At 60.1% G+C, this 19404-nt stretch carries 14 protein-coding genes; 4 read left to right on the top strand and 10 right to left on the bottom strand.

All coding sequences use genetic code 11. From position 1 onward, the window contains the following. Window positions 1–13: 13 nt before the first annotated feature. The 4 genes from K0U62_04655 to K0U62_04670 all read right to left on the bottom strand — a co-directional run bounded on the left by K0U62_04655 (window position 14) and on the right by K0U62_04670 (window position 3834). Entirely contained in the window at window positions 14–889 is an 876-nt protein-coding gene (locus K0U62_04655; GenBank protein ID MCH9800813.1) for a transglutaminase family protein, read from the bottom strand. Beyond that, window positions 889–1794 (bottom strand): alpha-E domain-containing protein, encoded by a 906-nt coding sequence (locus K0U62_04660; GenBank protein MCH9800814.1) that lies wholly within the window; start codon window positions 1792–1794, stop codon window positions 889–891. Before K0U62_04660 ends, K0U62_04655 begins: the two co-directional genes overlap by 1 nt. Beyond that, window positions 1788–3329 (bottom strand): circularly permuted type 2 ATP-grasp protein, encoded by a 1542-nt coding sequence (locus K0U62_04665; GenBank protein MCH9800815.1) that lies wholly within the window; start codon window positions 3327–3329, stop codon window positions 1788–1790. Before K0U62_04665 ends, K0U62_04660 begins: the two co-directional genes overlap by 7 nt. A 190-nt stretch (window positions 3330–3519) precedes the next feature. After that, on the bottom strand, window positions 3520–3834 hold the full coding sequence (locus K0U62_04670) for a hypothetical protein (GenBank protein ID MCH9800816.1): 315 nt from the start codon (window positions 3832–3834) through the stop codon (window positions 3520–3522). A gap of 120 nt (window positions 3835–3954) precedes the next feature. Here K0U62_04670 and K0U62_04675 point away from each other — a divergent pair, with 120 nt between their 5' ends. Continuing rightward, a complete protein-coding gene (locus tag K0U62_04675) occupies window positions 3955–5037 on the top strand; it encodes a DNA adenine methylase (GenBank protein ID MCH9800817.1) in 1083 nt (360 codons plus the stop codon). 112 nt (window positions 5038–5149) lie between these two features. Then, window positions 5150–5749: a transglycosylase SLT domain-containing protein gene (locus K0U62_04680; GenBank protein MCH9800818.1), complete on the top strand. Its 600-nt coding sequence runs from the start codon at window positions 5150–5152 to the stop codon at window positions 5747–5749. A 124-nt stretch (window positions 5750–5873) separates the two neighbouring features. Here K0U62_04680 and K0U62_04685 read toward each other — a convergent pair whose 3' ends face one another. Next, complete coding sequence (locus K0U62_04685; GenBank protein MCH9800819.1) at window positions 5874–6623, bottom strand: 1-acyl-sn-glycerol-3-phosphate acyltransferase; 750 nt, start codon at window positions 6621–6623, stop codon at window positions 5874–5876. A gap of 109 nt (window positions 6624–6732) precedes the next feature. On the opposite strand from K0U62_04685, the gene K0U62_04690 reads away from it, so the two are divergent. Together K0U62_04690 and K0U62_04695 are read left to right on the top strand one after the other, a co-directional pair. Then, a complete protein-coding gene (locus K0U62_04690) occupies window positions 6733–7089 on the top strand; it encodes an FKBP-type peptidyl-prolyl cis-trans isomerase (protein ID MCH9800820.1) in 357 nt (118 codons plus the stop codon). 82 nt (window positions 7090–7171) lie between these two features. Beyond that, window positions 7172–7378: a zinc ribbon domain-containing protein gene (locus tag K0U62_04695; protein MCH9800821.1), complete on the top strand. Its 207-nt coding sequence runs from the start codon at window positions 7172–7174 to the stop codon at window positions 7376–7378. A gap of 84 nt (window positions 7379–7462) precedes the next feature. On the opposite strand, the gene K0U62_04700 is transcribed toward K0U62_04695, so the two are convergent. The 5 genes from K0U62_04700 to K0U62_04720 all read right to left on the bottom strand — a co-directional run bounded on the left by K0U62_04700 (window position 7463) and on the right by K0U62_04720 (window position 19385). After that, window positions 7463–15241 carry a DUF11 domain-containing protein gene (locus K0U62_04700; GenBank protein ID MCH9800822.1) on the bottom strand — a complete coding sequence of 2593 codons (7779 nt, stop codon included), beginning with the start codon at window positions 15239–15241 and terminating at the stop codon, window positions 7463–7465. Window positions 15242–15572: 331 nt separating this feature from the next. Then, window positions 15573–16013: a hypothetical protein gene (locus tag K0U62_04705; protein MCH9800823.1), complete on the bottom strand. Its 441-nt coding sequence runs from the start codon at window positions 16011–16013 to the stop codon at window positions 15573–15575. Window positions 16014–16068: 55 nt separating this feature from the next. Then, a complete protein-coding gene (locus K0U62_04710; GenBank protein MCH9800824.1) occupies window positions 16069–16530 on the bottom strand; it encodes a hypothetical protein in 462 nt (153 codons plus the stop codon). A gap of 72 nt (window positions 16531–16602) precedes the next feature. Further along, window positions 16603–17976, bottom strand: a complete 1374-nt coding sequence (locus tag K0U62_04715) for a patatin-like phospholipase family protein (protein ID MCH9800825.1) — start codon at window positions 17974–17976, stop codon at window positions 16603–16605. Between the two features lie 98 nt (window positions 17977–18074). Further along, window positions 18075–19385 (bottom strand): DUF445 domain-containing protein, encoded by a 1311-nt coding sequence (locus K0U62_04720; protein ID MCH9800826.1) that lies wholly within the window; start codon window positions 19383–19385, stop codon window positions 18075–18077. Between the last annotated feature and the right edge of the window lie 19 nt (window positions 19386–19404).

Here is a 19404-nt window from a genome sequence, read left to right on the forward strand (position 1 = left end):
CCTCACCGACGGCTCACCAGGGCATCTGCTCGTCACCGGCGAGCTGGGTGATCTGAACTTCCACACCAAGGGCCTCGGAGCCGCCGCCGGCATACAGTCCCTTCAACGGCGGAACATCCAAGTAGTCGCGACCGGACGCCACCTTGACATGCGCCGACCCCACGGTGCGGTGGTTGGTGGGATCAAAGGCCTCCCAACCACCGAACCACGCTTCGATCCAGGCGTGGCTCTCGCCAACTACCGTCTCGCCGACTGCCTCCTCCTTAGAATGCAGGTACCCGCTGACGTAGCGGGCCGGAATCCGCAATGTCCGCAACAGCGATAGCGCCGCGTGGGCAAAGTCCTGGCAGACCCCTTGTCCCGTTTCCCAGGCTTCACCGCTCGTGGTGAAAACCGACGTCACACCAGGGGTGTAGGTCATATGTTCGTGGATATTCGCTACCGCCGCTCGAACGGCATCCGCAGGAGAAGCAAGCCCACGTAACTGCTCCACCATGGCGTATCGGGGATCATCTGGCGCGATTTCGTCGACGTAGCCGGTGGGCATGAGGTACTCGCAGTACCGGTCTTGCACCGCGAGTTCGGCGATGTCAGACCAATCGACACCTCGGGCACCTGGATGACCGGCGGGAGTCAACACGACTGAACTTGCGACAACTTCCATGACCCGATGTGGGTGATGAATGTCGAAAGCTTCGACAACCGCACCCCAGTAGTCCCGATAGGCGTGCACTACCGCGCCCGGCTCTACTTCCAGAGTGTGACTCACCAGCAGTTGACCGCCTACCTCGGCCGGTCTCATGCGGACCTCGTTGAACGAGGCCACCACATCCGTCACGTATCGGTATCCGGATCGGTGCACGATCTCCAGTCTTCGACCTCCCGCCATCAGTGGCTCCACACGATCGTGCCAGCTTGATGGAAGAATCCCCGCGCCACCGAATCACTGGATCTAGCCGCAGCTGCTTGAGCGTCAGCACACAGCGCGTCGACCTCACCGGGTGATGGATCGACGGCGTACTCCAGCCGCGACCGCAGCATGCCCACTTCGCGCAGCAGATCACCGCTGTCGCTCGATCCGATCCGCTGTAACCCTCGCACCGCGGACTCCGCACCGGCTGCGCAGGCGCGCAGTGAGCGCGGAAAGTCCGGATCGAGCACGAGGAAGCGTCGCACCGAGTCACCTTCCAGTGAATCCTGCGTGCGTTGAAAAGCGCTCAGGGAACCGGCGGAACGCAGTGTCGCGACGGGGCCGCCCTCTGGCCACAACTGATCGTGTCGCACACCCAACAGCCGCGCCATCATGTCGATGCGCTCCAAGCAGCGGCCCAGGCTGAGGAAGAGGTACCCCTCATCCCGCGACATCGTCCACTCGATGATTCCGTTGACGGTGAGCAGCCGCTCCTCTACCCGATGCAGCGCAACGCCGGGACTGGCGGCGTAGACCCGGCCTCGACTCAAGGCAATGTAGGTGGCGTTGAGCGCCTCAAACACCTCAACTGACAACTGGTCGCGAATCCCGCGGGCATTTTCCCGGGCTGCGGAAATCGAGCCAACCACTGTCGAGGCATCTTCGACGGTCCCGATTACCGCCCCTACCAGTGACGAGGCGTCGGATACGCGTTCGACTGGCAACGAGAGGCTATCCAACAGAACGGCGCAACCCACCTCTTCTGGGACAGTCCGCTCCTCCACCAGGAGTTGATGATGCTCTGCCAGCAGGCGGGCGGTGGCTTCCGAACGTTCGAGATAGCGACCGATCCAGAAGAAGGATTCCGCGATTCGACTTAGCATTCCTCATCGCCACCAGACTGCTGCTGCTGGCTTTCTTGTTGCCGTTGCCGATCGCCGTGTGGTCGAGGCGGGTGACTTCGGGCAACAGAACTGTCCGGTACTCGCCGGACTTTGCGTTCCGGTCGGGGCGGTGGGACCGCAGTGTCATCGTCGGGCTCCAGCACCCAGGTGTCTTTCGATCCGCCACCTTGACTGGAGTTCACAACCAGCGATCCTTCCGGCAGCGCTACCCGGGTCAACCCGCCAGGAAGGACGTAAATCTTGTCACCGGAGTTCACGGCGAACGGACGCAGATCCACGTGACGCGCACCCAGGTTCCCTTCATCCACCGCGGTAGGTGCGGTCGAAAACGTGACGACGGGTTGCGCGATCCAACCGCGGGGATCCTCGAGGACATGCTGCCTAGCCTTGGACAACTCTTCATCGGTCGCCTTGGTCCCGATCAGCAGTCCAGCACCGCCGGATGCGTCCGAAGGTTTGATGACCATCCGATCAATCCGGTCCAAGACGAAGTCGCGTTGATCAGAATCCTGCAGGTCATAGGTGTCCACGTTCGGCAGGATGGGCTTCTCGGCAAGGTAGTACTCGATCAGATCTGGCACGTACGGATAAATCGCCTTGTCATCTGCGACGCCGTTGCCGACCGCGTTCGCGATAGTGACTAGACCTGCTCTGGCGGCATTGAGCAATCCGGGTACGCCTAGTACTGAGTCGAACCGGAAATGCAGCGGATCCAAGAACTCATCGTCGATGCGACGGTAGACGACGTGAACACGCTGCGGTCCTGAAGTGGTCCGCATCCACAGATAGCCGTCCCTGCAGTAGAGGTCACGACCCTCCACCAACTCGACACCCATTCGTCGCGCGAGGAATGCGTGCTCATAGTGGGCTGAGTTGTGTACGCCAGGGGTCAGGACCACCACATTCGGTTCATCGATTCCGCTGGGGGCAGCTGCCACCAACGCATCGAACAGTCGCTCCGGATACTCCTCCACGCCACGGACACGATGGCCGATGAAGACCTCCGGCAGGACATGTGCCAGCGCCCGGCGATTCTCCAGCACATAGGAGACCCCGGACGGATTTCGCAGGTTGTCCTCTAGGACCCGGAATCTTCCTTCCTCATCGCGGATGAGATCGATACCAGCCACGTGGATTCGAACACCGTTGGGCGGGGCGAAACCAAAGGCTGCCCGATGGTAATGACTAGAGGTGAGGATCAAGCGCCGCGGCAGGATCCCATCGGTGAGTACTTGTTGTCGGCCGTAGAGATCGGAGAGAAAAGCTTCTAACGCGCGGATTCGCTGAGCGACACCGGCCTCGACTTCTTGCCACTCGGTCGCGGTCAAGATCCGCGGTACGAGGTCTAGCGGTAACGGTCGTTCGCGACCGGAGAGCGTGAAAGTGATGCCCTGCTGATCAAGGTAGGCATCGCGCAACCGACCTCGCTCGGAGATTCCCTCCGGCCCCAGTTCCTGTAGCGCCGCGAGCAACCCGGCTTGGTCTGGCCGCGGCTGACCACTGGTGGCGTACATCTCGTCGTACGGCGTGGCCGAGTGCCGTGCAATGTCCTGGGCCGGAGCAACCGACTCGCGGGGTGGGGTCACCAGATCTCCTCGGGCCGACCGAGTCACGACGCGGACTCGGCACGTTCACATTCTGACCTATTTCTACCCCGGAATGGCGGCTGGCATCTCAGGGATATCAGGTCCGCTCAGCCGTACGCTAAGACAACCACTTCGGTGGGCGACCAAAAGCCGCTGCCAATGCCGCGCCGCCAGCAGCGCCAATCCCCGTGGACACCGGGTCCACGAACGGGAGCATCCATAAGAATCCGCCGACGACAGCTCCCGCCGCTCCACCAGCGACGGCGGCGATCGGTACCCAACGGCCGCGCCCAGAACTGCTCTTATCAGCCACTGGCTCGACCTCGGTACTAGCTGCGGGTTCACTTGACGGCTGTGATTCGCTGCTGTCGCTCCCCGTCATCGCGTCTACTTCTCGGAGTAAACGAGCGATTTCATCATCGTCTGAGGCCATGCCCCATCCTCACCTGTCACCCGGTTGGGGGCAATACCCAGCCCTGACATTGGGCGTGCCCACACCAGAGCTGGCGAACTGTGATCTACCCTCGGGACACCACTAACTCGACGAGGTGCTGTGCTGAAATACCTGGGGTCAAAGCGCCGACTCGTACCCGCTTTGACGGCAGCCAGCCAAGCGGCCGACGTCTCGACTGCCGCAGACCTGTTCACTGGCACTACCCGAGTAGCGCAGGCACTGAAGCGGCAGAACATCGAGGTCGTAGCAGCAGATGCTGCGGCCTACTCCTCCGTTCTGGCTGAGTGCTTCATCGCTACTGACGCGCGTGACATCGATGTGGACGTAGTTGCTGGCGAGATTCGGCGGTTAAACGAACTTCCGGGCAGCCCGGGCTATGTGACTGAGGTTTTCTGCCAAAACGCTAAGTTCTTCCAGCCACATAACGGCGAGCGAATCGATGCGATTCGTGACGCCATTGAGGACTATCGCGGTACCGCACTCTTTCCGGTACTGCTGACATCACTGCTCTTGGCCGCCGACCGGGTGGATTCGACTACCGGGGTGCAGATGGCCTATCTCAAGCAGTGGGCGCCCCGATCCCATCGACCCCTAGAACTGCGACTGCCAGAACTGCTCCCCGGTCCGGGGCGGGTGCTGGCTGGCGATTTGCTCAGCACCGCTGCTGCCGTAGGCCCGGTGGACTTGGCCTACTTGGATCCGCCCTACAACCAGCACCGTTACGAATCGAACTACCACATCTGGGAAACCTTGGTCCGGTGGGACGAGCCCGAACACTATGGCATCGCCTGTAAGCGGATCGATCTGCGCGATCCCGATCGCCGTAGCCCCTTCAATAGCCGGCGTACCTTCGCCGCTGCCTTACAAGACGTCTTGCAGTCACTGACCGCTGATTTGGTCATGCTGTCCTACAACGACGAGTCCTGGGTCGAAGCCGACGAACTGTCGCGGTGGCTCACAGCTGCGGGCTGGCCGTGCGTGACGGCGGTCGGTTTTGATTCCGCTCGGTATGTGGGGTCGCGAATTGGAATTCACAACCCGGCCGGAAAACGAGTGGGCACCGTGCGGCGCACCCGCAACGTCGAGTGGCTCTTTGTCGCCGGTGATCCGGCCCGGGTGGAGGCAGTCGTCGCTGCCGTCGCAGACTTTGGCGGTCGACCATTGCCCGTCCCCAGCCCCTGAATTTGCGTATTCGATACGACTTTTGGCCTTACTGTCACGGCGACACGCCGTTTGTGATGTATGAGATGTCCAAAATTGTCAAAAAAGTTGTGAAATTACCTAGCGTGTCGCCTTGATTACCGCAAAACTCTCTTCCGTGGTGATGGGAGCAAAGCGCATGCGACGGTTGATTATCTTTGGTTGCGCGGCGGCATTGTCGACTGGTTTGGCCGTCGGTACGGCTAGCGCGGACATTTCCGCGCAAGAGACCAGCCAGCCTAGTTCTACCGTGACGACGTTCCCGCTGCAGGCGGGCAGCACTCCTGCCCAGTTATCCGCACGCAAACAAGCCAAGCTGCCCAAGATCGACCGGTGGGCGAGCCGGGTGTTGGCTCCGGTGATGGATCAACCGTCCGGCCTGATGGATGTTCAGGTGGTTTCGGCGCTCTACATCAAGAAGGTATTCCGCAAGAAGTTCGATAAACCGGCCGCCGAGTCCGCACTGCGGATCTCCTGGCGCGAGAGTCGACTACTGCCGAATGTGGTCAACGACAAGAACACCAACGGCACCAACGACTGGGGCCTTTTCCAACTGAACGACGGCGGAACGTTGCAATACGCCGGTGGGACCCCAGGAACCTCCGCGCTCAAGCCCACGTGGAATGTCCGAGCGGCCGCCCGACTTATTGCAGATGTGGGCTGGGGGCCCTGGGGTGGAATGCTCACCGAGTAGTTGGCTCACCCTGCTAAGCCATCTCAACCACGACGTCCAGTGACATAGAACAATTCGTCGATGGTGTCATGAACTCCGAGGCTAGTCGTGTGAGAAAGCCATCGGCCGAATGTACGGTGACACGCTAATCCTCGGCGCGGCCCTCACGTTTGGCTCGATCCGCTGCCTCTTTCTTCGCCATCTCCGCTAACGTAGGTGCACCGCCACCGAAGCGCGCTGGCCACCACCAGGTGTCAGGCTCGGGTGCCGGGTAGCGCCGAATGGTGTCGTCGTACAAAATCTGCATCTGCGCCTTCAACTGAGCAGTCGCTACTTCCGGCTCGTCCGACGACGAAAACGACAGCGGCTCACCGACGGTCAGCGCCAGCGTGGCCTTGCGTTCCATTTCACGTTTGTGTCCCTTGGTCCACAGTCGCTGCCCACCAAAGGTGATCATGGGCACGATGGGCACTCCCGCCTCGGCAGCCATCCGCACCGCACCGGTTTTAAAGTTTTTGAGTTCGAAGGATTGGCTGATGGTGGCCTCTGGGAAGACTCCGACGACCTCCCCTTGCCGCAACCAATCCACCGCGTTATCCAACGAACTGGCCCCGGACGAGCGATCAACTGGGATGTGATGCATAGACCGCATCAACGGCCCACTGACTTTGTTGTCGAAGACCGACTTCTTTGCCATAAATCGAACTAGTCGATGACTGGGCCTGGCAGCGTAGCCGCAGAAAATGAAGTCGAAGTAGGAGACGTGGTTGCTGGCGAGTACCACGCCGCCCTTGCGGGGCAGGTTATTAGCACCGGTCGTCATGAACTTCAATCGCAAGGCTTTAAAGAAGCCGTACCCAGTCATGACGATCGGCGGATACGTGATGTCGAGCATGACTCCGACGTTAGCGGAGCGAGTGCCTCGGCACTCGCTGACCGGCAGTCAAGGTCCACAACACTTACCCGAGCGAAGTCCGGGTGGGGCTGACATCTAGGCTGCGGCTATGGAAAAACCAGAGGTTGATATGCCCGAGGGTGCTGCGCCCACCGAACTCGTTATCCGCGACATCACCGTTGGCGAGGGTAAAGAGGCTGTCCCCGGCGCTACCGTCGAAGTTCATTACGTCGGTGTGGAATTCGATAGCGGCGAGGAGTTCGACTCATCCTGGAACCGAGGCGAATCCATCTCCTTCCCGCTGCAGGGATTGATCCAAGGCTGGCAGGAGGGTATCCCCGGCATGAAGGTCGGTGGCAGGCGCGAACTGGTGATCCCGCCAGCCCTTGCCTACGGCGAATCCGGGTTTCATCGCCTCGCTGGCAAGACGCTGATCTTCATCATCGATCTCATCGACGTTCAGTAGGCTCACCCCGACGGCAGGCGTTTCGGCACCCGAGGAAAAACTTTCACGGTCGCACCACCCCGAACCCGCGTATCATGACGGCATGCCTACTTACGAGTTCCGCTGCCGTGCCTGTGGTGACACCTTTGAGGTCAGTCGACCGATGGCGGCGGCCGCTGATCCTGCCAACTGCCCGAGCGGACACACCGACACCGTGAAGTTGCTGGGTATCTCCGGCTCGGTGGGTACTGCCACCGCACCGCCCCAGGCCAGCGGCGGTGGCTGCTGCGGGGGTGGCTGCTGCGGCTAACCGCAGCTGTCATTTGCCCGACCGCAACGTGCGCGGCCGGATGCAGGACGTCCGTTGTCAGCTTGGTCCACCGATCAACGCTTCCTAACCAGTGCCGGGCAGAGTGCAGACCTTGCTGCCCTTATTGATCTTGACCTTGAATGTCTTGCTGGACTTCACCATGGGCTTCGCGTTGGCGGAGACCTGGATAGTGAAGGTCCCTTGCGACTCCGGCGTCAGGTAGATCGAGGACTTGCCCTTGCGGTTGGCTCGGGCGGGTTTCGCCCACACCCGACCGCAGGCACTGCCTGACATCTTCTTCCCGCCGACGACACACTTCTGGATCTTCGCAGTGACCTTCGCCTTCGGTTCGGTCTTGATGGTGGCGATCTTCTGCTTCTTGCAGTTCTTGCCTTTTTTCTTCTTGTTCTTGACCTTCACCGGAGTCTTGTCGAACTCCACCGCTACCACCGGCGCAAAGCAGTCCGGATTGTCACTGCCGGGCGGACAGTTGGAGGCCTCCACCTGGACTTCTGGATTCTTCGGCTTGTCAGACTTCGGCGGCACCATCACCACAGAGTTGCGAATGTTGCCCGGCTCCGGGTTGTCACTGATGGTGAATTCCAGATCTAGCGTGGCAGTCTTGCCAGGCTTCAACTTCCCAACAGCCCAGAAGAGCTTCGGCTTGTCCCACTTCAACTTGCCTTGACTTATCGTCGCCTTCTTCGGCTTCACACTGGCGCTATCGATCACATCGGACAGGTCGTCTTTCAAGACCGGCCGCACCGGACGCTTGGCGTAGTTGGTGACACTGATGGTGTACATCCGGTCATCACCAGGAGCTGCTGCCGAATCGTCATCAACAGTCTTTTCCACCACAACGTCGTACAGCGGCACCACGGCGTAGCAGTCGGGGTCGATAACAGCGCTTGGCTGCTGGATCGGCTTGGTGGCCAAGATCTCCGCGAGGCTCGGCAACTGCCGCTTGTTCACTGCTGGGCAGTTGCTGTCCGCTCCGACCACACTGTTTTGCAGCCAACCGCCAGCCTTGTCCGGCACTGAGGTCACAGTGACGCTGTAAGTGGTAGTTGCCGTGGCACCAGGACCGAAGTTCGTCGCCGACCACGACAGGTTCGGCTTGGCGTAGGACACGCTGCCGAGAGTGGTAGCCGCATCCTCGTTGTAGTCAGCGGCAAGCAGCACGTCAGACAAGTCGTCGGTCCAACTGGCCGGGTTGGCGGTCGCCGCACCACGGTTCTTCGTGGTGATCTGGTACTGGCGGGTATCACCGCGTTCCGCTGGCCGCGACTCCCGCAAGACCGACTTCTCGTGGTGCAACAACAACAACGGAACGCTGGTTGAGCATCCGGCAGTGCAGTCACCGCCTGGACTGACGCTGATCCCGTTGTCCAACACTGCATTGCTGCCAAGTTGGCTGTCGCTCAACTCCAACAGTTCCGCCCCAGATTTTACCGTCACCGAATACGACACCGTGGACACCGAGTTGGCCGTATTGTACGGCTGCAGCGTTCCCGACCACGACAGGTTCGGACGGACATAGGCCAAGTTTCCGCTGGGTCCGGTGGTGACTGCAGCGTCGTTGTTGTAGTCAGCGTAGGTGAGCACATCGGCCAGGTTGTCGGTCCAAATCGCAGCCACTGGCGCTGACCCGATGCTGGTGGCGGTGACCTGATAGCTCACCTTGTCGTTCGGCGATGCCGAACCACCTGTCGGTGAGGTGCGAACCTTGGTGTACTTCACCACCGCAATCGGGGTGATGGTGGAACACTCCGCTGGTGGCGGACCGCTAGCACAGTTGCCGTCAGCGCTGATCACCGTGTTGATGAGCGTGGCACCGGCGGGCAGTTGGTCTGCGGGCTTCACTTTCATGTCATAGGTGATCGTCACCGGATTCCCGACATCCACCTGACCTGACCATGTCAACGTGGCGTCGCTGTCGTCGATCGTTCCGCTGCTGGCTTTGGCACTACCGGCGACATAGTCAGCACTTGCTGACGCGAGGTCGTCGCTCCAACTCGTCGTGCCAGTTCCGGTGCCGGTGTTTTTCACCTCTATCCGGTAGGTGACATTCTCGCCGGGCTGCGCGGCTCCGGTCGGAGACACCACCGTCTTGGTGGTCTGGAACTGCGGCGCCACCAAGTTGACCGCGGCGTCGCATTCCGGCGGCAGTGACTCGTCACCGACCGGACAGTTACCGAAGGGGCCTACGACCGCTGTTGCAGCATCGATGCCATCAGCGGGCAATGAATCGTCAGCGGTCAGCGAGTATTCAACCGTGGCGGTGGCGTTCGCTTCACCAGCCTTGCCGAGTAGTCCTTCCCACGTGACGACCTTGGCATCTGCATCGAAGGAGACCGAATCGCCTGAACGGTCAGCTTGGACCTGCAAACTCGCCGGGTCAAATTCCGCATATTCCAAAACATTGCTCAGATCGTTGAACCACCTTGTGGGGAAGTCACTAGCACCCCGATTCTTGGCCGTCACTTCAAACGTGATCTCATCACCCGGCCCTGCCGACGATTCGGGGGACGTTCGGGTGTTGTCGTACTCAAACAACGCTATCGGCGTGGACGTAGAGCAATCCAAATCCGGATCCAGGTCATCTGCGGGACAGTTGGATTCTGCACCCGTCACGATGGTGTTGCTGAGCACCGCGTTCCCGTCCAACTTGTCGTCGTCCAGGTCCAATAGATCGGTTGCCGACTTCACCGTCACTGAGTAGACCACCGACGCCTTTTCGCCAACCGCGAGGCTACCCGACCAGGTCAGCGTGTTGCTCGCGTAACTGAGGCTGTCACTTGGCCGGTCTTGCTGAAGTTGGGCATCAGCGTTGTAGTCCGCGTACACCAGCACGTTTCTTAGGTCATCACTCCAGGTGCCGGACGTGGTGACGTCGTTCACGTTGGTCGCTGTCACCTGGTAGAAGACATTACCTTCGGGCCAGGCGGGCACCGTTCCAGCCGGCCATAGTCGTTCCTTCTTGTAGACAATCGCCGCAATCTCTGTGCTGGTAGTACAGCCGTCATTGCTGCTATCGATGCAGTTGCCGTTGGTCGTGGTGATTCCGTTGGTCAACGCCCCTGGGTCCACGTCCGCCAACTCTGTTGCCGGCTTCACCGTCACCGAGTAGGTCACCGTGGACTTATCGGTGGACTCGCCTGCAGCCGCCAAGGTACCCGCCCACGACAACTTGTAGTTTGGTGCACCCACCTGGGACTCATCGACAACACCAGGCCCCACCTTCGTGGCTGGACCGTTGTAGGTCGCTTTGTCCAACACTTGCGATAAGTCATCGGTCCAGGCCGCGTCCACAGCTGCCGCACCTCGACTCGTGGACGTCACGGTGTAGGTGACAGTTGCGCCGGGGCTGATATCACCGTCGGCCGGGTCAGGAGTTTTGGTGTACTGCACTAACGCGATCGGGGTGCTCGTGGAACAACCCGGATCCGGGTCCGGGTCGTTCAAAGGACAGTTAGAACCCGCTGGCCCGACAACGGTGTTGTCCAGCTTCGCGCTGGTGCCCAACTGGCCGTCGGCAAGCGCCAACAGTTGGGTCGCCGACTTCACCCTCACCGAGTAGGTGATGGTGGCTGTCGCTCCACCCGCAAGATCCTGGTCGGACCACGACACGGTGTTTGCCGCGAAACTGACCTGACCTACGTCAGTTGCCACATCGTTGTTGTAGGTCGCGTACTTGAGTACGTCGGTGAGGTCGTCAGTGAACGAGCCAGCCGCAGCCACGTTGCTGACGTTCGTTGCAGTGACCTGATAAGTCACCTTGTCACCTGGTTTCACCGACAACGGGTTCCCCGGCGGATTGCCATTAACCGACGTGATCGACTTCGCGTAGACGATCACGCCAAGACCCACACTGGTGTCACAGGACTCGTCACCCGAACCGGCTACACAGTTGCCGTTGGTGGTGATGATGCCGTTGCTCAACGAGCCAGGTGGATTCGGCAGGGCTGCCGCAGCGTTCACCGTCACCGAGTAGGTCACCGTGGACACTGGGTTACTACCGCTGGCAGCATCCAGTGTCCCCGACCACGACAGTTTCGGCTGAACGTAACCGAGCGTTCCGAGACCGTTCGATTCAGCAGCATCGCCGTTGTACGTGGCCTTATTAAGCACCTGCGACAAGTCATCGGTCCAACTAGCAGCAACTTGCGCCGCACCCTTGCTGGTGGACGTCACCCGGTAAGTGACCGTCTCGCCCGGGGCAGTGTCGCCATCTGTAGGTGACACCACAGTCTTGCCATATTCCACCAACGCGATCGGTGTGCTGGTGGAACAGTTCACGTCCGCAGAACCAACGGTGCAGTTCTCGTCATCGGTGACAATCGTGTTGGCCAACACCGCATTAGTGCCCAACTCGGTGTCGTTGTCCAGTTTCAACAGGTCCGCCGCCGACTTCACGGTGACCGAATACGTCACCGTCGCCGTGGCGGTATCGGACCCAGCCGCACCGAGGGTGCCACTCCACGACACCTTTGGCTGTGAATAGGTGGCGGTACCTGGGCCAGACGTCACCTGCTGGTCGCCGTTGTAACCTGCGTACGCCAACATGCCCGTCAGGTCGTCAGTCCACGCAGCATCCCCAGAACCATTACCAGTGTTAGTGGCCGTGACCTGATACGTCACGGTGCCGCCGGGGTTCACCGGTGACGGCGATCCCACCACCGACTTGCTGTAGCTGATGTTCGGCCCACTCAAGTTCGACGACGTGCCACAGTCAGAGTGACCGGAATTTAGCGTGCAGTTTCCGTTGTTGCTGACGATGGTGTTGTTCAGCGTCGTTGCCCCATTGATGTCGGCTTTCACTTGCACGACGTAAGTGACCGTCGAAGTCTCGTTGGGCTGCAGTTCACCGTCCCAGGACACGGTGGAATTCTCATAGTTCTTCGCGCCCGGACCCACCAGGGTGAAGTCATCCCCGCCGAGCCAGTCGGCGACTGTGAGCACACTCGACAAGTCGTCTTTCCACTCGCCGGAGCCCGGACCGGTGCCACTATTGGTGGCGGTAACAGTAAACGTGACCTTGTCACCAGGCTTCAAGTCACCCGAATCCGGCGACACCGTCTTTTTGTAGCTGATGCTCGCCAGACCGGTGTTGGTGTGGCAATCAGCCTCATCTTGGGCTTTAGTGCTATCTGGGCAGTTGGTGGACCGATCGGAGACCACCAAGTTCTCCAACTGCTGGTCACCCGCAAGCGGGTTGTTCACCACCACCTCGTAGGTCAACGTCGCGGTGTCGGTGCCCGCGTTATCTTTCGCCGCTAGATCGATCCCCGACCAGGTGAGGTTCGGGCTGGTGAAAGACGCGCTGCCCGCTGCTGTGCCACCACTAGTCGCGATGTTGTTCGGCCCGGTGGCCACGTCCAGCACATCCGACAGGTCATCGGTGACAGTTATCCCCGTGAACGGTTGCGACCCGGTGTTGGTCACCCTCACCTCATAATTGACAGTTCCGCCCGGCGCCGCGTTTCCTGGGTCCGTGGATTTCTCGACTTTGTAGGAACACAGGTCCGTATCCTCCGCCAGCAGCAAGGACGCCTTTTTCGTCACTCCGTTTTGGGTTGCGGTGTTGTCGACCGTCCCGGTCATCACCGCGCTGCAGGTGTCATCCACGACCGTTTTCACGCACAGTTGTGGCCCGTCACCAGTCCACGTCACCGCCGCCTTCACATCCCAGGAGTTGGGTGCTGTTGACCCGGCAGCCCGCACCGTGACGTTCAGCGTAGAGGTATTGAACTGCGCGCCACCGATGGTCACGTTGGCACCGACGGGAATACCGCTAATGTCCGCAGCCAGCCGCCCATTGCCATCCTCAGAAAGCGGCACATTCGCGTAGCCCGGAATAACGTAGAACCCACCCGGCGCCTGGGCTTTGATCTCCACCGACCCGTCGAAATCATTGGGCAGCCCGTCCACTACAACCTTCTGGTACCGCTCAGCACCACCAGCGGCCGCATCGCAATAGGAACTATCCGGTGTCACCGAGAAATACGTCGATGACACCGCACCACACACATCACTGCCATCAACCGGGTTGTAAGCGAAAACCTTGCCTGCGTCCCCGTTTTCGTAAACACACCCGGTGTACGGATCAACGCTGAGCGAGTACAGAAACAAGTCTGACGATGAAGCCTCTCTCACGCCACAGTCGGCACGTGTACCGGTATCGAAGCATTGGAACTTGTAGTTGTCGGTCTCTATGTTGCAGTTGCTAGAGGTCCCTTGACAGACAATCGGAATGAAGACCTGACTGTTGGTTGCCTTGGCGTTATAGCTAGGCCGGGTCATGTAGTTTCCCGAGAGCAGCAAACTGAGTGCGCTTGCAGTACTGGAGCTCCGGCCACCGCCGAAATTCTGACAGTTCACCGCGTGCTTATCGAAGTTTCCGATTGGAGGCTTTCTGGACACCTCGTTGCCCCAGGATTCGATGGCACACACACCTGTTGCAGAACCAGGGGAACCGATCGGTAGCAGCGTCACCCAGGGGGTGTCCCAGTAGCCATCGCCCTGGGCCTGTCCGTCCAAGAAGTAGTCATCGAGTGTGCAGGCAGAGTTTCCGGATAGATCCCAGCACAAGATTTTGCCCCGATTACCTGAACCGTCTTTTTCGCCACGAGCCCAAACCATCTTTCCGTTAAAGATCTGGGTATCAGCCATGAAATTATTGCCGTCGAAGCCGCGAGTGATTTCGGGTATTTGCGTCCCGTTAGAGCCACATTTGTTCTTGGCGTTGAGATTCACACAGACGAGTTTGTTTTCGGCCTCCCAGCCGTCGCCGCCATCTTTCCGACAGTCATCGTTAACCCCACCGTAAGGCCGGCAATAGATCCGACCGTAGAGGTTGCCGTTGAACTCCCCAGCCAGCGATACCTGCGGGAAACTACTGAACTTCTTGTCATCGTCCCAATACGTCCTGACGTAGGCCTTGTGCCCAGTCTTCACGTCACCACACGATGTCTGGTTTATGTAATCAATGCAGCGGAAGACCACATCGTTGTAGGTCACGTCTCCGCTCTTGGGGGGGGTGTCGTAGTCACCAAGAACCGTCCCCATCGTCCACACTCGACCCCGGTCCTCATCCACGTACAACGTCGACTGCATCGGAGTGGCGAAGTTCGGTCGCCCTGTCCCAAGCGCCTGCCCTTCAGCGGCAGATGCGTAGGTGCCGTTGTTCGAGAATCCGTCACACGCATCACCCGTGACCTTGTCATAGCAGTGCAGCCACCCCTTTTGAGCGTAGGTACCGCTGCCATCCTCGTACCAGGCGTGATGGTTGATCATGAAGATCCGGTCACTGGCGAACGCGACGTTCCAACCGTCGCCCTCACCTGTCAGATTCAGGGATGTCAACGTATTTGGACTCGGCAACGACTGCGGCACGGACTCCAGCAATGAGCCCGACAGTGTGCCCCCACTCGGCGGCACCGCCTGCACATCCGTCACACCAGAGCCCGGCTGATTCGTTGACCAGGAGGTACCGTTGTCGGTCGAATACCCCGCTGTCCAACCCAGTTCGTCTGGCACCTCTAGCGAGCCGGACTTGTAGGACTGCGGTCCAGCGAAGGTGTTTTGTATCGTTCCTTGGGTGGGGTCCGCTGCCGGATTACCGGTCGTGGTCCAACTAACGTCCGCGCCACGCTTCGCCTCAGTTGTTGGACCGCCACTCTTACCCGAAATCGTGAGCTCGTTGTTCGCCGCCGCCGCGTCACCGGCACGCGAGATCGTGATCGCTGCCAGCAATCCCGCCACCAGCGACAGACCCGCAATGGTCGCGACTAGGGCCCGCAAGCGTTGATAGCGAGCAGGTGATCCAATCGCTCGACCAGTGGGCACGGCAGCCTCCGACATCAGGAAGCCCAGAAACCGCCATTCCGGACGTCATCTCCTGAGGCAAAGATCACACCAAATCGGCATCACCGCGATAGGAAATATTAAAAACTGAGGTGTTCTTGAGATTTCGGCAGCCAATCTGTCTGGTTTGTCCACTTAGTCCGACTTTTTGCGAAGTCCTGGGGTGGCGCAACTAGCTTCAGAGGACATCGAGGCGACGGCACCACACGAGCATCAATTCGGAGCAATCAGCGAATGTCCGCCCATACCCGTGGATCTATGACCGACAAGACCCCACGGACCACACCGGGCCGCTGCGGCCAAAGCCGACTAGTTCGGCCCACGCCCGCTACTTCGCGGCCTTGACCTTCACGTCGTAAGACTTGCCGTCCGAGGTCGTGACCGTCATGGTCGCGTCACCGGCACCTACCACTTCGGCACCGCCGTTGAACTGGGCAGAACCGTCGTCGCGCGGCTGCGACACCTTCAGCACGGTGTCGTTGTCGGTGGCGACCTCGGTGACGTCCTTGGTGGTGACGTTCAACGTTGCACCGACGGAGGCACGCACGGTCTCGGGGCCGTCGATCATGATGGGCGGCAACACGGGGTTGGTGATCTCTCCAGTCGGGGACGGGCTGGCCGTCAGACTTTCACTAGGGCTGGCACTCGCAGTCGGGATCGGTTCCGGACTGTCGGTGACATCCGGGTGGGAGACCGAGGTGGAACAGCTGGCTACCGCGAGGGCGGCGGCGAATCCAAAAGCGATCACTGCAGGTGCGCGTCCAGTCATGAGCGACAGTATGCCGTAAGCGCTCGCCAGCATGGGCGACGACACCCTTTGGACGTCACAGCGCGAAGTACAGCGCCCACAGCGAAATTGGCAACCCGATGTTGGAGAGCATCACCAAGGTGTTGCCAGGTTCGAAATTCCGATCGGCCACCATCTCGCGGATGTGGACCGCAGACGCACCAAAGAGGAACGTGGTAATCACAATCGAGAGTGCGAACCAGGCCGACTGGTCCAGATAGGCAGCCCAAATTCCAGCGATGCCGATGCCCAGGCTGACGAAGCCCAACTCGTACTGAAAACCGTTCGTCTGCCAGCCGATGTTGGCGGCGGTCTGTTTGGCAAGCACGGTGTGCATGAAGCCACTCACCACGAACATGCCGCCGGCGGGCAGAGTCATCATCCAGCGCATGGCGTTGTCGGCGAATTCTGGGTTCGCGGCGGAACCCGGGGCTTCTACTCCGAAGATCGCCAGCAGCCATGCCACTAGCAGGGTCGCCGGCAGGAACAGAACCAACATACTGAGTGAGGCTAGCGAATTCCCTCCGGCGGGCGAGGGGTATTGAACCCGCGATATCAACTTGATCGAACTCTATATAACAGCAAGGCCTTGCAGCGCCTTGGGAATATCTTGGCCGTGTTTTTCCCAGGTGTGGCCCCAGGACTGCAACTGCTGGGGCTGCGGCAGACCAGCTGATTGCCAGACCTTGACGGAATCGACAACTTGCTTGCGAGACCGGCGTAGCGCGGCGACGAGTTCGGTGGTGGGACCCGAGTCGAGGAGTCGATCCTCGATAAACCAACACCGTTCGCGCTGCTGGACAATAGTGTCGCTCGCCTTACCCAGTCGCTGACTGTCTTGCTCAGCTAGTTGTGCCGTCGCCTCCGCAGCTCGCATCCAGCCGTAGTCGAAATCCATCGCCAACAGGCCGCCCTCGACTTCAAACAATCCCAGCACATCCACCGTCGGCGCGATGATGGTCATGTTGGCGCCATCAGCAAGCGGGTAGGCGAGATTGACTCGCTGCAGTTCCTGGGCGGTCATGTCTTGTGCCGAGCGGGCGTAGATGGACACAAACGACGATTTGTCGAAGGCGGTGTCCTCGTGATTCAGCGATATCGGGCTCGCCATGAGCACGATGACGTCGTGTGCACCACAATCCACGACGGCAGACAACGGGGTGTTTTGGATGACTCCCCCATCGACGTAGAAAGAGTCTCCGATTTGGCGCGGCGGGAAAACGATCGGGACACTTGCCGATGCACAAATACCTTCAATGACACCTGGCGTGCCACCTGCGGGATAAGGCGTCTGCGAGTCGGATTCGACTAGGGAACCCTGGTCGGTCACGTACCGACCCACTCCGTCGCTCAAGGACGAGATCGTAACCCGCAGCGTAATCCCCGAGGCCGCGATTAACTCCTCATCGATCGCAGCAACACCGCCATTTGATGTTCCGCGGTAGCCAGCCTCCATCGGATCAAGATTCATAATGGCGGACGGTATGTCCCGCAGGTATTTACCGGCTTTCACTAGTTCATCGCTTTTCCCGATGGTTTTGCCAATGTCGAACAGCGTCCGATGCTTACGCGGTGGGTCCGAGGCCGTGAGCGGATCCGCAGCACCGTCAGGGTCTGACGCGATGGCGGGCCGAGTACGAATCGAAATGATCTGATTGATGAAGTCACCCAACGGCGTGTCGGAGATTTGGTCCAACCACGGCTGTCGACCGAACAAGGAAGACATGTCGGTGATGGCCAGCGCGTTGTGCCGAACAACGCCCACCAACTCTTGGAAATGGCTGGCATCCCTGGCCTGTGCCAATGGTGCGCAAATCAAGGATCCGGCAGACGTTCCCGCCATGATCGGCGGATAGAAGTCAGCGTCCCGAGTAAGAAACTCCAGCGCTCCCACCTCGAAAGCGCCTTTGGTTCCGCCGCCGGAGACGACGAGGGAAGGTTGCATGACTTCTGCCTACCAGAAGATGGCAATCGAAGCCGCCGGGGAGATCCTCAGACAACCAAACTCGCCAAACAGCGGGCCAACGACCAGTTCGGTAGAGATCAGATGATCAGCTCGGACAATGTGTAGATCACCAATCCAGCTAATGCACCGACAACGGTGCCGTTGATGCGTATGAACTGCAGGTCTCTACCCACCGCGTTCTCGATTCGGCGGGCGGCTTGCTCACCATCCCAGCGTCGCACGGTCTCCGAGATCAGTTGCACCGCCGACTCGCCGTAGCGACGGACCAGGAAACCGGCCGTGTTGGCGATTCGCTCGTCCACCTGCCCAGCAAACTCTTGATCCTGATCCAGCCGTACACCCAGATCGGCCAGATAGGAATCCGCCCGCTGTCGAAGATCTGATTCCGGATCGGCAAGTGCCTCCAACACGAGCTCCTTAACGGTAGGCCAGGCCATACTCACAGTCCGCTGGGTTTCCGGATGCTGCAAAACTGCTGCTTTCCAGCCCTCAACCCGCTCAATCATCGCTGGGTCGGATTGCATGTGCTCCGCCAGCCGATTCAGCGCCGCGTCTAGCTGCTGCCTCGCCGGATCCTGCGGGTTGTCCCGCATCTGATGCACCCACTGCGCCAGCACGTCCGCACCCTTGTAGCCGATCCGCTCGTGCAACCAGCGAATTGGACCATCTTGCGACACCGGGCCGCGGTCGGCGATCACAGTGGCAATGGCGTCACGGTTCTCCAACAGCCACCGGTTCAGCGCGGTCAACAAACTGTCCACGACCTGGTGGTGCTCTTCGGCTTCTAAGGAGGCCGCGAGTAACCGCCCAGCGGGTGGCCCCCAGGCGCTACTACTCAACTGGCTGAACACCATGTTGCGAACCATTAGCTGCGCCTGCTGGTCATCGATACCGTTAACCAGTGCGGTGCCCAAGGCGGCACCTTCGGCGACGATCCGCTCCCGATGGCTGTCTTGCTGCAGGTAGCGACCGATCTGGGCAGCCGGTTGGGCGGCCAAAATCTTGTTGCGGACGTTGTCTTCCGACATGAAGTTGCTGTGCACGAAGTTGCTCAGGCTGTCGCCGAGTTGGTCCTTCTTATTCGGGATGAGCGCGGTGTGGGGAATGGGCAGCCGCAGCGGCCGTCGAAAAAGGGCGGTGACCGCGAACCAGTCCGCTAGTCCGCCGACAACTCCTGCCTCCGCGGCTGCACGCACGTACCCCCAGACCGCAGCATCGGTGGTGGCTTCCATCCGCCGGGCAAACACGTACACCAATGCGGCAATGACGAGCAGCGAGGTGGCAAACGCTTTCATTCGCACTAACCCCCGCTGGCGTTCGGCATAGCCGGGGTCCAGTTCGCCAGCGGTCACCGGCTCCGGATCAGCGGGGGTGACGCGGGAGGGCATGACTTGACGCTAGCCGGTC

Source organism: Actinomycetes bacterium, assembly GCA_022599915.1.
Lineage (GTDB): Bacteria > Actinomycetota > Actinomycetes > S36-B12.

Excerpts from the sequence above, each read along its gene's own strand:
- K0U62_04655 (MCH9800813.1), bottom strand. The coding sequence starts at position 889 with ATGGCGGGAGGTCGAAGACTGGAGATCGTGCACCGATCCGGATACCGA.
- K0U62_04660 (MCH9800814.1), bottom strand. The coding sequence starts at position 1,794 with ATGCTAAGTCGAATCGCGGAATCCTTCTTCTGGATCGGTCGCTATCTC.
- K0U62_04665 (MCH9800815.1), bottom strand. The coding sequence starts at position 3,329 with ATGTACGCCACCAGTGGTCAGCCGCGGCCAGACCAAGCCGGGTTGCTC.
- K0U62_04670 (MCH9800816.1), bottom strand. The coding sequence starts at position 3,834 with ATGGCCTCAGACGATGATGAAATCGCTCGTTTACTCCGAGAAGTAGAC.
- K0U62_04685 (MCH9800819.1), bottom strand. The coding sequence starts at position 6,623 with ATGCTCGACATCACGTATCCGCCGATCGTCATGACTGGGTACGGCTTC.
- K0U62_04690 (MCH9800820.1), top strand. The coding sequence starts at position 6,733 with ATGGAAAAACCAGAGGTTGATATGCCCGAGGGTGCTGCGCCCACCGAA.
- K0U62_04695 (MCH9800821.1), top strand. The coding sequence starts at position 7,172 with ATGCCTACTTACGAGTTCCGCTGCCGTGCCTGTGGTGACACCTTTGAG.
- K0U62_04700 (MCH9800822.1), bottom strand. The coding sequence starts at position 15,241 with ATGTCGGAGGCTGCCGTGCCCACTGGTCGAGCGATTGGATCACCTGCT.
- K0U62_04705 (MCH9800823.1), bottom strand. The coding sequence starts at position 16,013 with ATGACTGGACGCGCACCTGCAGTGATCGCTTTTGGATTCGCCGCCGCC.
- K0U62_04710 (MCH9800824.1), bottom strand. The coding sequence starts at position 16,530 with ATGTTGGTTCTGTTCCTGCCGGCGACCCTGCTAGTGGCATGGCTGCTG.
- K0U62_04715 (MCH9800825.1), bottom strand. The coding sequence starts at position 17,976 with ATGCAACCTTCCCTCGTCGTCTCCGGCGGCGGAACCAAAGGCGCTTTC.
- K0U62_04720 (MCH9800826.1), bottom strand. The coding sequence starts at position 19,385 with ATGCCCTCCCGCGTCACCCCCGCTGATCCGGAGCCGGTGACCGCTGGC.